This window comes from Tardiphaga alba (assembly GCF_018279705.1).
Classification (GTDB): domain Bacteria; phylum Pseudomonadota; class Alphaproteobacteria; order Rhizobiales; family Xanthobacteraceae; genus Tardiphaga; species Tardiphaga alba.
The window spans coordinates 4,332,241-4,346,534 of record NZ_CP036498.1 but is presented as its reverse complement, the minus strand read 5'-3'; the positions used below and the strand labels follow the sequence as shown (position 1 = coordinate 4,346,534).

Sequence of the window (14,294 nt, the reverse complement as noted above, 5' to 3'; positions counted from 1 at the left end):
GTACAACGGGCTGAGAGACTCTTCGGAATGCCGCGCAGGACGGACGCTGCATGTTGGACGCGACCCCGCGCTTGGGCGTGGGCGGCTTCGCGCTGCGCCGGTGTCGCCGTGGTCCTCACGCTATCGACGGGCTTTTCCCTCAGTGCATTTGCCCAGAGCGTCAAGGGCACCGCAGCGCTCTCGACCTCCGGCGGCTATGCCCGCATCGTTCTCAAGCTGGCCGAAGATGTCGAATCCGAAGTGAGCCAGGCGGGCTCGGTCGTCATCGTGCGTTTCAAGCGCCCGGTCGATGTCCCCGTCGAAATCCTGTCCGATGCCGCGCCGGACTATGTGGGATCGGCACGTCGCGATCCCGATGGCACGGCCATCCGCCTCGCGCTGTCGCGCCGCGTCACTGTGAATTCGATGACCGCGGGCGAACGCGTGTTCATCGATCTGCTGCCGGATGGCTGGAAGGGCGCGCCGCCCGGCCTGCCGCAGGATGTGGTCAAGGAGTTGTCGGAACGCGCCCGCGCTGCCGAGCGCGCCTTGCGCCAGCAGCGCGCTTCGGCCGACCTGCAGAAGAAGCCGCCGATCCGCGTGCGGACCTCGGTGCAGCCGACTTTCGTGCGCTTCATGTTCGAAACGCCGCCCAATGTGAGCGTCTCGTCGTTGCTGGACGACAAGCGCCTGACGATGACCTTCGGAGCCGCGCTGGTTTTCGATCTCGCCGATGCCAAACTCTCGGCACCGGCCAATGTCGCGTCGATCGGGCAGGCGATGGACGGCAACCGGACGGCTGTCGAGATCGGCCTGATCGGTGATGTCGATGTAAAATCGTTCCGCGACGACAAGAACTACATCGTAGACATCGGTTTCCAGCAGACGGACAAGCCGTCGCCGCTCGCACAGGTCCCACCCGCGACGCCGAAGGCGCCAGAGCCGAAGCCGGCCGAACCTGTGCCCGCGAAAGCCAGCGAGATCAAGCCACCGACATCCGAGACGATCGCGCGCGAGACCGCGGGCGAAAAGCGCGGCGAAGCACCAGCCATCGCTCCTGTTGCGACGGTCGAAGCGCCAAAGGTCGAAGCACCGAAGGTCGAGGCCGCCAAATCTGAGGCCATGAAGCCTGAGGCGGTGACTGTTGTCGAAGCTGCGCCGGCTGCCGCGCCCGTTGTGGCGGTTGCACCGAAGGAGCCGCCACCGCCTGCACCGGCTACGCCTCCGCCATCGCCGGCTGTCGCCGCGCCTACCGGCATTCCGGTCGAGATCAAGCGCAGCAGCGAAGGCACGCGCATGACCTTCGCGTTTCCGGCGCCGACGCCGGTGGCGCTGTTCCGCCGCGGCGACATGCTGTGGCTGGTCACGGATTCCACCAAGCCGATCGATACCAGCACGATCCGTCGCGACAGCGGCTCGATCGTCGCCGATGCCGATGCGATCAAGCTCGACAAGGGGCAGGCGGTGCGCATGCGCCTCAATCGTCCGCAGCTCGCCTCATTGGCGGCCGACGATGCCGGCGGCAACGGACAGGCATGGGTGCTGACGCTGGCGGATACGCGGCAGGTCCAGCCGCAGCCGCTGTCGGCCGTGCGCAACATCGCCGATCCGTCGAAAGCAAGTGTGCAGGTGCCGCTCAGCAAGCCCGGCCTCAAGCATCGGATCACCGATCCCGATGCCGGCGATCTTCTGACGGTGATCACCGCACTGCCGCCCGCGCGCGGTTTCATTCGCCGTCAGGACTTTGTCGAATTCTCTCTGCTTGAGTCCGTGCATGGCGTTGTTGTGCAGACCAATTCGGACGATGTCGCGGTCGATGCCAATATCGACAAGGTCATCCTGACGAAGCCTGGTGGCCTCACGCTGTCGCCGGCGGATGCAGCACCGCAGCGTGCCTCGACGGTCGCCCGTCCGATCTTCGACGTTGGCCAGTGGCGGATCGATCAGGAAGGCCCGTTCAAGGATCGCTACGACAAGCTGATCGATGCCGCGGCGACCGCCGATACCGGTTCGGTCGCGAATGCGCGTCTGGATCTCGCCAAGTTCTACATGGCGCGCGGCATGTATCACGAAGCCAAGGGCGTTGCCGATCTCGCGATCTCTGACATGAAGGTCGGTGAGGAGAGCCCGGCGGCGCTTGTCGTTCATGCCGTGGCGAGCGCGCTGATCGGACGCCCCGAGCAGACCTTGAAGGACATCGCACAGCCGGTGCTGGGGCCGGGTTACGATGCCGAGCTGTGGAAGGCATTCGCATTCGCCAAGCAGGGCAAGTGGGTCGAGGCACGCGAGCGTTTCAAGAATTCGGAATTCACGCTGGCCGCGCTGCCGGCCGATCTGCAGCGGGCCGGCTTGATGCTTGCGCTTCGTGCGTCGCTCGAAGTGAAGGACTATGCCAGTGCATCGGCGCGCGGCAGCGAGCTTGAAGTCGTGGGGATTACGCCCGAGCTGAAGCCGGCAGCGACCATGCTCAGCGGTTGGCTCGATGAAGCGCTCGGGCGCGAGAAGGACGCTTTGTCGAAATACAGCGAGGTGACGAATTCCGTCGATCGCCTGTCGGCATCGGAAGCGAAGCTGCGCGAGATCCTGCTGCGCCAGAAACGCAACGAGATCAGCGACGAGGACGCGCTGAAGGAATTCGAGACGCTGGCCATCACTTGGCGCGGCGACGGGATCGAAGTTCGCGTGCTGCAGCTGCTGTCTCAGATGTATGCCAAGCTCGGGCGATACCAGGAATCGCTGATGGCGGCGCGCACGGCGACCGAGCGCCAGGCCAATAGCGAGGCTGCACGGCAAGTGCAGGACGACGCACAGGCGCTGTTCTCGGAAGTCTATCTGTCGCCGAAGGGCGACAACCTACCGCCGGTGGAAGCGCTGGCGATGTTCTATGAGTTTCGCGAATTGACGCCGATCGGACGTCGCGGTGACGAAATGATCCGCCGGCTGGCGGACCGCCTGGTGGCGGTGGACCTGCTCGATCAGGCCGCCGAGCTGTTGCAGTATCAGGTCGATCACCGTCTCGAAGGTGCTGCCCGTGCGCAGGTCGCGGCACGTCTGGCGACGGTCTATCTGATGGCGCGCAAGCCGGATCGCGCCATCGCGGCGATGCGCACGACGCGTATCGCGGATCTATCGGGCGAGTTGCGCCAGCAGCGCCTGTTGCTCGAGGCGAGGGCGCAGAGCGATATCGGCCGGCGCGAACTTGCGCTCGATATCATTTCGCATGTCGCCGGACGCGAAGCCGTGCGCTTGCGTTCCGACATCTACTGGTCGTCGCGGCGCTGGCGCGAGGCGGCCGAACAGATCGAACTTTATTACGGCGATCGCTGGCGCGACTTCACGCCGCTGACCGATAGCGAGAAGAGCGACGTCATCCGCGCCGTCGTCGGTTACGCCATCGCCGATGATGCGCTCGGTCTGGCGCGGTTTCGCGAGAAATACGCGCCGCTGATGAATACGGGTGCCGACAAGATCGCATTCGACACGGCCAGCAAGCCGAACACCGGCAACAGTTCGGAATTCGCGGCGATTGCGAAGATGGCGGCGTCGGTGGATACGCTCGATGGCTTCCTGCGCGAGATGAAGCAGCGCTTCCCGGACAGCAGCGCCAAGGCGACCGTGCCGGGCATGGCCGACATGAATCCGACCGGCTCACTCCCGTCGATGCCGACGCGGCCGGTGGTGAAGGTGCGCAAGATCGAGATGACGCGGTAATAGAGCGGGCAGCCTCGCTACTGCCCGTAACTCTGCACCAGACTTCCGGCGACCAGCGCCCAGCCATCCACCAGCACGAAGAAGATCAGCTTGAACGGCAGTGACACCACCGCCGGCGGCAGCATCATCATGCCCATCGCCATCAGCACCGAGGCGACCACGAGGTCGATGATCAGGAAAGGCAGGAACAGAAGGAAGCCGATCTCGAAGGCGCGCTTCAGTTCGGAGATCATGAAGGCCGGCACGAGAATGCGCAGCGACAGTTCGTCGGGTGTCGCCGGGGGCGGTTCACGCGACAGGTCCATGAACAGCTTCACGTCCTTCTCGCGCACGTTCTTCTGCATGAAAGTGCGCAGCGGTCCGGAGGCACGGACCAACGCTTCCTCGACAGTGATGTCGTTGGCGATCAGCGGCTTGATGCCGTCGTCATAGGACTTCTGCAGCACCGGTCCCATCACGAATGCGGTGAGGAACATCGCCAGTGCTACGATCACCGTGTTCGGTGGTGCCGTCGCGGTGCCGAGCGCCGTGCGCAGCAGCGACAGCACGACCACGATGCGCGTGAACGACGTCATCATGATCAGGATCGACGGTGCGATCGACAGCACCGTCAGCAGCGCAATCATCTGCACAGCGCGCTCGGTGACGCCGCCGCCACCGCCGCCGAGATTGATGCTGATATCCTGCGCCATCGCCGGGCTCGCGAGGAGCCCGGCGGCGATCAGAACGGAGGTGAAAACTACTCTACGCGGAAGGCTGGCCGGCCTCACGAAGACGACTTCGGACGGCCCAGCAGGGACGCCATCTCGTCTTCAAGATTCTCGAAGCCCGTCTTCACGGGTGGTGCGACCGGTGGGGCCTCGGCGCGGGCGGGAGCAGCGATCGAGACTTCCGGCGAGCGACGCGTTGCGGCAGGCGCATCGGGGGCTACCGAGGGGGCGCCGATACGCGGCTCGGGGGCTTCCACCTTCGCGGGCTCGCCGGCCGGGCGGCGCAGGGCGGCTTCGAGGCGCTGCGCCATATCGGCGAGGTTCTGGTCGGCTGCCGAGATCGCGGCGGGGGTAGATGGCGTGGTGACGGCAACAGGTTCCGGCGTCGGCGCCGCAACGGGAGCGGGCGGCGTGATGGCCGGCGCGACACTGACATTGGCGCGTTCCAGCGGCCGAGCTGGCGGCATGGTACGGATCGGCGGGTCTGCACGCATCGGACGCGGCATCATCGACTCGCTCCGTGGCATTTCGCTGCGAAGCGGACGCGCCGGGGCTGGTTCGGGACGTTCCGGGCGAACGATGGGTTCTGAGCGGATAGTTGGCTCCGGACGAATGGTCGGCTCGGGACGTGCCGGGGGCTCCGGCGCAAGGCTGGCAATGACGGGTTCAGGACGGCGCTCGGGCAGCGGGGCGACCGGGCGGCGCGGCTCCTCGACGAAGGACGGGCGGGCAGGGCGCGTCGGCGCGGGCTCCGGTGCCGGTTCCTGATCGGTCGCGCTGTCGCTGGTGTCGGCCCAGCTCGGCGTGTCGGCGAATGATGGGCCGCGTGCCTCGCGCTGCGGTGCGCCGGCGTCGCGCTCGCGGCCGGGCACGGCGCGCACGATATTGGGCTCCACCACGATGTCCGACGGGCCGCCGATCATCAAGAGATGCTCGACATTGTCGCGACGGACCAGGACGAGCCGGCGGCGGCCATCCACTGCGGCTGCGTCGATCACCGCCAGGCGCGGCAGCCGTCCCCGGCTCGCATTGGCGCCAATCCGGTTGCCGCCGAACCGGCGCACCAACCAGGCCGCGAGGCCGATCAGTGCCAGCACGAACACGAAGGCAAGGATGAAATTGACAGATGATGACATCATGAAGTCCCCAGCCAGACGGTGGCTGTCTCCGCTCGCGCGTTCGAAGCCTGTCGATCATGCGATCGAACACGCCGAACGACGCGGGAATCACGCCCCGTCTGTTAACGCCCCCCGGCAGAACCCGCCGATGGTTAATAATAAACTATGAATCGCCGCAGCCAAAACGACTTCTAACCGCCCCGTCCCTTGGCTGAGTTTTGTGGTTAATCGAGCAATTCGGGCAAAAAAGCGATGCGCGATGCAATAATCCCGTATTTTCGGGATTTCCTTTACGTTTCGGTAATCATCTGCGCCGGAAGTTAACCCCTTATTAACCATACAGGCGGCAAATTCTGCCTAGCGCCGGACATGCCGTCCGGAGCAGAGCGGGGCCCCGATGGCGATCAGCGACATGCCGATGTTGTCGGCGCTGCGGACCAAGATGCAGTGGCATCAGGAGCGTCAGCGTGTGCTGGCGGAGAATGTCGCCAATTCCGATACGCCAAAATTCCGGCCGCGGGATCTCGTGGAACCGAAATTCGACAAAGTGGGTGGCCCCGCTGCAGGTGGCGGCATGGGGCAGTTGCCGATGATGCGAGCCCAGGGCGTCAACATCTCGCCGGCCGGTGCATCGGCCACCTTCGCCCAGAACAATCGCGTCGGCTACGAGACGCGTCCTGCCGGCAATGCGGTGAATCTTGAGGACGAGATGCTCAAGGTCTCCGCGAACCAGATGGACTTCGCCGCGGCAAGTTCGCTCTACAGCCGCAGCCTCGGTCTCCTGAAGACCGCCATCGGCAAGCGCTGAGCCGAGATAGGGGAGAGCTGTCATGGCCAACGACACCAGCGACTTCACACGATCAATGGGCATTGCGACCTCGGGCATGCGCGCCCAGGCCGGCCGCATGCGGATTATCTCCGAGAACATCGCGAATGCGCAGTCGACCGCGCAGACCCCAGGCGGCGATCCCTATCGCCGCAAGGTGCCGACCTTTACGTCCGAACTCGACCGCACGCTCGATGCGCGCACCGTCGGTCTCGGCCGCGTGCGTCCAGACATGTCGATCTTCCCCACGCGTTACGAGCCCGGCAATCCCGCGGCCGACGCGGCCGGCAATGTGAAAGTGCCGAACGTCAATTCGCTGGTCGAAATGACGGACATGAAGGAAGCCCAGCGCTCCTACGAAGCCAATCTCAACATCATCAGCGCCACGCGCCGGATGATCCAGCGCACCCTCGATATCCTCAAGGCCTGAACAGGACACATAGATCATGGCAGCCCCGAACGTCGCCGCGAACGCCTATGCAAGCCTCGCCCGTATCATGGACGGCGCCGGTGGCGTCGGCGGTCTCAACAAGGTCGCCGAAGGTCCCGCCGGTCCCTCATTCGGCGCCGTGCTCAAGGAAGCGCTCGGCAGCGTGATGGATGCCGGCCGCAAGTCGGACGCGCAGACCGTCGCGATGGCCAACGGCAAGGCGAATGTGATGGACGTGGTCACCGCGGTGGCCGAGACCGACGTCGCCGTCTCGACGCTGGTGTCGGTGCGCGACCGCGTCATCCAGTCCTACGAAGACATTCTGAAGATGCAGATCTAGTCGCTGCGCTCTCCGCCGTCATTGCGAGCCCTGACGAATTGCGTAGCAATTCGTTTGGGCGAAGCAATCCAGTTCTTTCGTCCCACACCCCCTGGATTGCTTCGTCGTCAAGTGGCTGCTCGCAATGACGGCGATTTTCTTTCTTGAAGGAACACTCCATGACCGGCCCAGAAACTCTCGACGTTGCCCGCGATGCCATCTGGACCATCGTCCTGGTGTCCGGCCCGCTGATGGTGGTGGGGCTCATCGTCGGCGTGGTGATTTCGCTGGTGCAGGCGCTGACCCAGGTGCAGGAGCAGTCGCTCGTCTTCGTCCCGAAGATCCTGGCGGTCTTTGCCACGATGATTCTGACGCTCCCTTTCATGGGGGACCTGCTGTCGGGCTACATGCTGCGGATATCGTCGCGAATCATCGGGGGGTGATAGACATCCCCATGCGTATCGACATCTCGCTCCTGCCGGCGCTCGCCGCCGCCTTCATGCTGGCTTTCGCCCGCATCGGCGCGATGGTGATGCTGTTGCCCGGCTTCGGCGAGAGCAATATTCCGATGCGCATCAAACTCTCGATCGCGCTGGCGCTGACCCTGATCATGCTGCCGGCGCATCGCGCCGCCTACAATGTCGATATGGGGGCGATCATGCCGATGCTGGTCATGCTGCTGCATGAGATCATCATCGGCATCGTGCTGGGTACCACCGCGCGCGTGACGCTCTCCGCGCTGCAGGTGGCAGGCTCGGTCATCGCGCAGCAGCTTGGTCTCGGCTTCGTCACCTCGGTCGATCCCACGCAAGGCCAGCAGGGCGTGCTGATCGGCAACTTTCTCAATCTGCTCGGCATCGCGCTGATCTTCGCCACCGATACGCATCACCTTGTGATTGCCGCGCTGAACGACAGCTACAAGATCTTCTCGCCGGGTGAGGTGCTTCCCGCTGGCGATGTCGCAGCACTTGCGACCAGCGCCTTTTCCGCTGCCTTCAAGATCGGCGTGCAACTCTCGGCGCCGTTTCTCGTCTTCGGCCTGGTGTTCAATATGGGGCTCGGCGTGCTGGCGCGCCTGATGCCGCAGATGCAGGTGTATTTCGTCGGTGTGCCGCTCTCGATCGTGATCGGTTTCCTGATCTTCGCGCTGGTGCTCACCACGATGATGAGCACCTACATGGATTACTTCTCTGGTGTGATGTACCAGATGATGCCGCGGACATAGGAGGGCGCCTATGGCCGAGGAAAGTGAGAACGAAAAAACACACGACCCCACACAAAAGAAGCTCGACGACGCACACCAACGCGGCGACGTTGCCAAAAGCCAAGAGGTCAGCACCTGGTTCCTGCTGGCCGGCGCGACGCTGGTGCTGTCCAGCTTTCACAGCTCGATCGGTACCGGCCTGCAGACGCCGCTGAAGAACCTGCTGCAGAATTCGTGGATGATCCGCACCGATGGCGCCGCGCTGATCGAACTGACGAAGGAACTCTGCGTCTCGCTGCTGTCCACGCTGGGGATGCCGTTCCTGTTCATCGTCCTGGCTGCGGTGGCCGGCAATCTGATCCAGCATCGGCTGGTCTTCTCCACCGAAGGTCTGACGCCGAAATTCAGCAAGCTCTCGCCGATGGAAGGTGCCAAGCGCATTTTCGGTAAGCAGGCGCTGGCGAATTTCCTCAAGGGGCTGTTCAAGCTCATCGTCGTCGGCACCGTGATGTGCGCGGTGCTGTGGCCGGAGCGCTTTCGGCTCGATGCGATCGTGCGCAACGATCCCAGCGCCATCATCGATATCTCGACGACGCTGGCCTTGCAGTTGCTGGGCTCGGTGGTCGCGATGCTCGCTTTCATCGCAATCGCCGACTTCTTCTTCCAGTATCGGACCTGGTTCGAGAAGCTGAAGATGTCGCTGCAGGAAGTGAAGGAAGAATACAAGCAGTCCGAAGGCGACCCGCATATCAAGGGCAAGATCAAGCAACTGCGCCAGCAGAGCATGAAGAAGCGCATGATGGCGGCGGTCCCGACGGCATCGGTGATCATCACCAACCCGACCCACTACTCCGTCGCCCTGAAATACGAGCGCGGCATGACCGCGCCGATCTGCGTCGCCAAGGGCATGGACGCGATCGCGTTGAAGATCCGGGAAGTGGCGGGCAAGCACGACATCCCGATCGTCGAAAACGTGCCGCTCGCCCGCGCGCTCTATGCCACGGTGGAGATCGACGACGAGATTCCGGGCGAGCACTATCAGGCGGTGGCAGAGGTCATCGGTTACGTCATGGGCCTCAAGCGTGGCCTGTCCGGGCGTCCGCTATGATGCCAAAGAGGTGTTGGAACGCGTGGCAAATCGACGGATTGCCAGCAAATGACGGCCCGGACGGCTTGCGCAGCCCCGTCCGGTTGAGGCACTCAGAAGATGCGCGCAGGCGCGACCTAACCCTTCTAGATAACAGGCGAACCCCCGTCCGATGACTGTCGAGACCGATCACAACGGCCAGATCTTGCCGGCGGAAACGCCGGCAGCGCAGGAGCCGGTCCGCCGCAGTGGCAGCATCGTCCTCGTGCTGCTGATCGCGGCCGCCATCGTCGCTTGTGCGGTCGCCTTCATGACCCTCGGGCGTGCGCAGGCGCAGCCCTATATTCTCGGCCTGCTGGCGCTGCTGGCCATGGTCGGCCTGTTCATGCTGTTCGCCTTTGCGGCAGGCATCATCCGCTTTGCCGAGCGCAATTCCAACGACCCGATCATGCGCGCCGTGGCTGACCACGCATTCGACGGTATTGCAGTCACGGATGGGCACGGCCATGTCGTCTATGCCAACGCGGCCTATCTGACGCTGACCGGCGCGGCCTCGGCCCAGGAGGCGCGCCCGGTCGAGCGTGTCTTCATCGGCAATCCCGATGTCTCGGAAGCCGTATTCCGCCTGCTCAAGGCCGCCCGCGAGGGCAAGCGGCAGCAGGAGGAGGTGCGCGTCACCGTCGCCGACGGCTCGCATGGCCGCTGGTTGCGCATGCGGGTGCGGCCGCTGGGGGCCGGCAAGCGCGAGGCAAAATCGACTGTGTGGTCGGTGGCGGACATCACCCGCGATCGCCAGCGCCAGGAAGACGTGTTCCAGGAGCTGCAACATGCGATCGAATATCTTGATCACGCGCCGTGCGGTTTCTTCTCGGTCAATCCGAAAGGCGAGCTCGTCTATGTCAACGCGACATTGGCAAATTGGCTCGATCACGACCTCGCCGAGATCGGCTCCGGCGGCCTGAAACTGGCGGATATCGTGTCCGGCGACGGCGCGTCGTTGCTCACCTCCATCGTGCCGATCCCCGGCGAGGTGAAGACCGAAGTCTTCGACATCGACCTCAAGCAGCGCGGCGGAAAAGCCGTGCCGGTCAGGCTCTATCACAAGCTCGCTTTCGGCGCGGACGGCGTGCCCGGCGCGTCGCGCACGCTGGTGATCAGCCGTGCCCGCGACGAACGTTCGGATCCGCAGCGCGCTGCCGAAGTGCGCTTCATGCGCTTCTTCGACCACACGCCGATGGCGATCGCCACCGTCGATCTCACCGGCACCGTCGTGCGCGGCAATGCGCGCTTCGCCAAGCTGGCGCAGAGCCTCAATGCCGACGGCACCGTCAACAAGTCGATGCCCGCGGCGGTCAGCGAGCGCGACCGTGCGCAGTTGCTGACGGCGATCGGCCAGGCCGCACAGGGCCAGGGTGACATCGCGCCGGTGGAGTTGCTGCTCGATGGCGCAAAGGAACGCTGGGGCCAGTTCTTCGTGACCGCGGTGGACGAACAGGAGCGCGAGAGCGAATCCGCCATCGTCTATATGCTGGAGACCACCGAGCGCCGCGCGCTCGAGAACCAGGTCAACCAGGCGCAGAAGATGGACACCATCGGCCAGCTGGCCGGCGGCATCGCGCATGACTTCAACAACGTTCTGTCGGCCATCATGATGGCCAATGACTTCCTGCTGAACGCGCACAAGCCGACCGATCCGTCGTTCCAGGACATCATGCAGATCAAGCAGAACGCGATGCGTGCGGCGACGCTGGTGCGCCAGCTGCTGGCGTTCTCGCGCCGGCAGACGCTGCGTCCGACCGTGCTCAATCTCGGCGATGCGCTGTCCGATATCGATCTGCTGCTGAAGCGGCTGATCGGCGAGAAGGTGAAGCTGGACGTCGTTCACGGCCGCGACCTGTGGCCGGTGAAGGTGGATATCTCGCAATTCGAACAGGTGATCGTGAATCTCACGGTCAATGCCCGCGACGCAATGCCGGATGGCGGTTCGCTCACGGTGCGGACCAGCAACATCCCAACCGAGCAGACGGAGAAGCTTGCTTACAAGGGCATGCCGTCCGCGGATTATGTCGAGATCGCCGTCACAGATACCGGCACCGGCATTCCCGCCGAGATCGTCGAAAAGATCTTCGAGCCGTTCTTCTCGACCAAGGATGTCGGCAAGGGCACCGGTCTCGGCCTCTCCACGGTCTATGGCATCGTCAAGCAGACCGGCGGCTTCGTCTATGTGGATTCCAAGGAAGGGCAGGGCACCACCTTCCGCATCTTCCTGCCGCGTCATCACCAGGACAAGGAAGCCGCACCGGATCCCGCCATCGCAGCCGCGATTGCCGCCAAGGAAGCCGCGAAGCCCAAGGCTGATCTCACCGGGCAGGGTACGATCCTGCTGGTGGAGGACGAAGAGGGTCTGCGCGGCCTGAACGCCCGCGGCCTGCGCTCGCGCGGCTATACCGTGGTCGAAGCCTCCAACGGTGTCGAGGCGCTCGAAATGTTCGAGGAGCAGGACCGCAACATCGATCTCGTCGTCTCCGACGTGGTCATGCCTGAAATGGACGGCCCGACGCTGCTGAAAGAAATGCGCGCCCTCAATCCGGACCTGAAGATCATCTTCGTGTCGGGCTATGCCGAAGAGGCGTTCGAAAAGAGCCTGCCCGAGAATCAGCAGTTCGCCTTCCTGCCCAAACCCTTCGCGCTCAGCGCGCTGATCGAGAAGGTGAAGGAGACGATGGCGCCGGACTAACGGCGCTATTCGGTTGTTCCGATATTCCGCGCTGCACCATAAGCGGTTGAAATTGCAGGCCTTGCGCGCTTTAGAACGCCCCTAAACCCGCGACTGAGCGCCGCAGCCATGCGGCGTGAAGCGCGCTTTCTTTTTCCTGCGGCGTCGCCATCTTAGGGGGCGATTTCCCCGTGCCGGGGATTAAGGGAAAAGACCATGACTTTCACGTTCAGCATGCGCGGCGCGATGAAGACGCTCGCCGTTGTTCTGTCGCTGGCCATGCCGCTCACGATCGCCGTCTCGACGATCGCCGATGCGCGTCCGGGCGGCAAGGGCAGCATGGGCTCGCGCGGCTCGAAGACGTTTGCCCCCACGCCGGGCACGGCTACGGCGCCGAATGCGGCCCAGCCTATGAACCGCACCATGCAGCAGCCGGGTTCGCCCGGCATGGCCGGTCCCGCCGCTGCGGGCGCCGCCAGCAAGGGTGGCTTCTTCAACCGTCCGGGCATGGGCATGCTTGGTGGCCTCGCCGCCGGCTTCCTCGGCGCGGGCCTGCTCGGCATGCTGTTCGGCGGCGGCTTCCTCAGCGGCCTCGGCAGCATGATGTCGATCATCGGCCTGCTGGTGCAGGTGGCCCTGATCGTTATCGTCGTCCGCCTTGCCATGAAGTGGTGGCAGCGCCGCAACCAGGGCCAGACCGCATCGGCCTATGCCGGTCCGTCGGCTTCGCCCTATGCCGGTCCCGGCAACGGTCCGGATGCGAACCAGAACGCCCAGAGCAACCACGCTTACGGTGCGCAGCAGCAGGAAGCTCCGCAGGCCGCTCCGCGCAGCGCGCTCGGTGGCTTCGGCTTCGGCGCTTCGCGCCAGGACGAGCGTCCGGTTCAGATCGGTCCGAAGGACTATGAGGACTTCGAGCGCCTGCTGACCGAGATCCAGGCCGCCTGGTCGAACGAGGACACCGACGCGCTCGGCAAGCTGGCGACGCCGGAAATGACCTCGTACTTCGCGAAGGATCTCGCGGAGAACAAGGCCAACAACGACATCAACAAGGTGTCGGACGTCAAGCTGCTGCAGGGCGACCTCGCGGAAGCCTGGCGCGAAGGCAACGACGAATATGCCAGCGTGGCCATGCGCTTCTCGCTGATCGACAAGACGCTGGAACGCGGCACCAATCGCCTCGTCGCCGGCAGCGAGACCCCGACCGAAGCCACGGAAGTCTGGACCTTCATCCGCACCAATGGCGGCAACTGGGAACTGTCAGCGATCCAGCAGGCGTAACACGCCCGCAAGATCGAGAGTGATGCAAGCGCCGCGGGCAACCGCGGCGCTTTTTCGTTGGGCTCTTTGGCGATGTCGGCAAGATGCCCGCGCAAAAATTGTAGGCGTGAAATAGTGGAATAATCGATGCGGTTGCTTGTTGGTCTGTTGCGGCTCACCGCGACTGACTTGTTCATGTTTCAAAAAATGCATTGGAGGAAGCCATGACGAAACTTTTCACGACGCTGTCCTGCGCCGCGCTTTGTGCCGGCGCTGTGGTGCTGGCAAGCAAGCCGGCTGCTGCACAAGGGGCCGATACGAGTTTCTTCGTCACCAGCAACGGCATCGGCAATGGCGGCAATCTCGGCGGCCTCGCTGGCGCTGACAATCACTGTCAGACGCTGGCGCAAGCAGCGGGCGCGGGTGCCAAGACATGGCGCGCTTATCTCTCCACCCAGGCGGCCGACGGCAAGCCTGCCGTGAATGCCAAGGATCGTATCGGCAATGGACCGTGGAAGAACGCCAAGGGTGTCGTCGTCGCCAAGGACGTTGCCGACCTGCACAGTGCCAACAATGCGCTCAGCAAGCAGAACTCACTGAGCGAGAAAGGCGATGTCATCAATGGCCGCGGCGATACGCCGAACCGCCATGACGTGCTGACGGGTTCGCAGGCCGATGGCACTGCATTCGCCGGCGCCGATGATCGCACCTGCAAGAACTGGACGAGCAGCACTCAGGGCGCGGCGATGGTCGGCCATATCGACCGCATCGGCCTCAACGAGGAGCCGCCGGCAAAGTCGTGGAATACGTCGCATCCGTCGCGCGGACCGGATGGTGGCTGCTCTCAGAACGATCTGAAGAGCACCGGCGGCGACGGTCTGCTCTACTGCTTCGCGGCGAACTGAAATCGCTCGCAAGGTGATACAGGAGATCG

General features: G+C 64.0%; 12 protein-coding genes. 10 read left to right on the top strand and 2 right to left on the bottom strand.

Going from position 1 to position 14,294, the window contains the following annotated elements:
* Positions 1-27: 27 nt before the first annotated feature.
* Positions 28-3,690, top strand: a complete 3,663-nt coding sequence (locus RPMA_RS20805; protein WP_408056454.1) for a tetratricopeptide repeat protein — start codon at positions 28-30, stop codon at positions 3,688-3,690.
* A gap of 17 nt (positions 3,691-3,707) precedes the next feature.
* Here RPMA_RS20805 and fliP read toward each other — a convergent pair whose 3' ends face one another.
* Both fliP and RPMA_RS20795 read right to left on the bottom strand, forming a co-directional pair.
* The gene (gene fliP / locus RPMA_RS20800; protein WP_211909563.1) at positions 3,708-4,460 is read right to left on the bottom strand and encodes a flagellar type III secretion system pore protein FliP; all 753 of its coding nucleotides are present in this window, start codon (positions 4,458-4,460) and stop codon (positions 3,708-3,710) included.
* Entirely contained in the window at positions 4,457-5,539 is a 1,083-nt protein-coding gene (locus RPMA_RS20795) for a flagellar biosynthetic protein FliO (RefSeq protein WP_211909562.1), read from the bottom strand. Before RPMA_RS20795 ends, fliP begins: the two co-directional genes overlap by 4 nt.
* 376 nt (positions 5,540-5,915) lie before the next feature.
* On the opposite strand from RPMA_RS20795, the gene flgB reads away from it, so the two are divergent.
* From flgB to RPMA_RS20750, 9 genes are all read left to right on the top strand, one after another.
* Positions 5,916-6,326: a flagellar basal body rod protein FlgB gene (gene flgB, locus RPMA_RS20790; protein WP_211909561.1), complete on the top strand. Its 411-nt coding sequence runs from the start codon at positions 5,916-5,918 to the stop codon at positions 6,324-6,326.
* A 22-nt stretch (positions 6,327-6,348) separates the two neighbouring features.
* Positions 6,349-6,774 (top strand): flagellar basal body rod protein FlgC, encoded by a 426-nt coding sequence (gene flgC, locus RPMA_RS20785; RefSeq protein WP_211909560.1) that lies wholly within the window; start codon positions 6,349-6,351, stop codon positions 6,772-6,774.
* Positions 6,775-6,790: 16 nt separating this feature from the next.
* Positions 6,791-7,114, top strand: a complete 324-nt coding sequence (gene fliE, locus RPMA_RS20780; RefSeq protein WP_211909559.1) for a flagellar hook-basal body complex protein FliE — start codon at positions 6,791-6,793, stop codon at positions 7,112-7,114.
* A gap of 158 nt (positions 7,115-7,272) precedes the next feature.
* Entirely contained in the window at positions 7,273-7,536 is a 264-nt protein-coding gene (fliQ, locus tag RPMA_RS20775; RefSeq protein WP_211909558.1) for a flagellar biosynthesis protein FliQ, read from the top strand.
* 11 nt (positions 7,537-7,547) lie between these two features.
* On the top strand, positions 7,548-8,318 hold the full coding sequence (gene fliR / locus RPMA_RS20770) for a flagellar biosynthetic protein FliR (protein WP_211909557.1): 771 nt from the start codon (positions 7,548-7,550) through the stop codon (positions 8,316-8,318).
* A gap of 10 nt (positions 8,319-8,328) precedes the next feature.
* Complete coding sequence (gene flhB, locus RPMA_RS20765; protein ID WP_211909556.1) at positions 8,329-9,405, top strand: flagellar biosynthesis protein FlhB; 1,077 nt, start codon at positions 8,329-8,331, stop codon at positions 9,403-9,405.
* Positions 9,406-9,556: 151 nt separating this feature from the next.
* Positions 9,557-12,121, top strand: coding sequence for a cell cycle histidine kinase CckA (gene cckA, locus RPMA_RS20760; RefSeq protein WP_211909555.1), 2,565 nt, complete (start codon positions 9,557-9,559; stop codon positions 12,119-12,121).
* Between the two features lie 195 nt (positions 12,122-12,316).
* Positions 12,317-13,381 (top strand): Tim44 domain-containing protein, encoded by a 1,065-nt coding sequence (locus tag RPMA_RS20755; RefSeq protein ID WP_211909554.1) that lies wholly within the window; start codon positions 12,317-12,319, stop codon positions 13,379-13,381.
* Positions 13,382-13,584: 203 nt separating this feature from the next.
* Positions 13,585-14,265: a lectin gene (locus RPMA_RS20750; protein ID WP_211909553.1), complete on the top strand. Its 681-nt coding sequence runs from the start codon at positions 13,585-13,587 to the stop codon at positions 14,263-14,265.
* Positions 14,266-14,294 lie beyond the last annotated feature (29 nt).

Coding starts and splice junctions, on each gene's coding strand:
- RPMA_RS20805 (WP_408056454.1), top strand. CDS start 28: ATGCCGCGCAGGACGGACGCTGCATGTTGGACGCGACCCCGCGCTTGG.
- flhB (WP_211909556.1), top strand. CDS start 8,329: ATGGCCGAGGAAAGTGAGAACGAAAAAACACACGACCCCACACAAAAG.
- fliQ (WP_211909558.1), top strand. CDS start 7,273: ATGACCGGCCCAGAAACTCTCGACGTTGCCCGCGATGCCATCTGGACC.
- flgC (WP_211909560.1), top strand. CDS start 6,349: ATGGCCAACGACACCAGCGACTTCACACGATCAATGGGCATTGCGACC.
- fliR (WP_211909557.1), top strand. CDS start 7,548: ATGCGTATCGACATCTCGCTCCTGCCGGCGCTCGCCGCCGCCTTCATG.
- flgB (WP_211909561.1), top strand. CDS start 5,916: ATGGCGATCAGCGACATGCCGATGTTGTCGGCGCTGCGGACCAAGATG.
- fliE (WP_211909559.1), top strand. CDS start 6,791: ATGGCAGCCCCGAACGTCGCCGCGAACGCCTATGCAAGCCTCGCCCGT.
- cckA (WP_211909555.1), top strand. CDS start 9,557: ATGACTGTCGAGACCGATCACAACGGCCAGATCTTGCCGGCGGAAACG.
- RPMA_RS20795 (WP_211909562.1), bottom strand. CDS start 5,539: ATGATGTCATCATCTGTCAATTTCATCCTTGCCTTCGTGTTCGTGCTG.
- RPMA_RS20755 (WP_211909554.1), top strand. CDS start 12,317: ATGACTTTCACGTTCAGCATGCGCGGCGCGATGAAGACGCTCGCCGTT.
- RPMA_RS20750 (WP_211909553.1), top strand. CDS start 13,585: ATGACGAAACTTTTCACGACGCTGTCCTGCGCCGCGCTTTGTGCCGGC.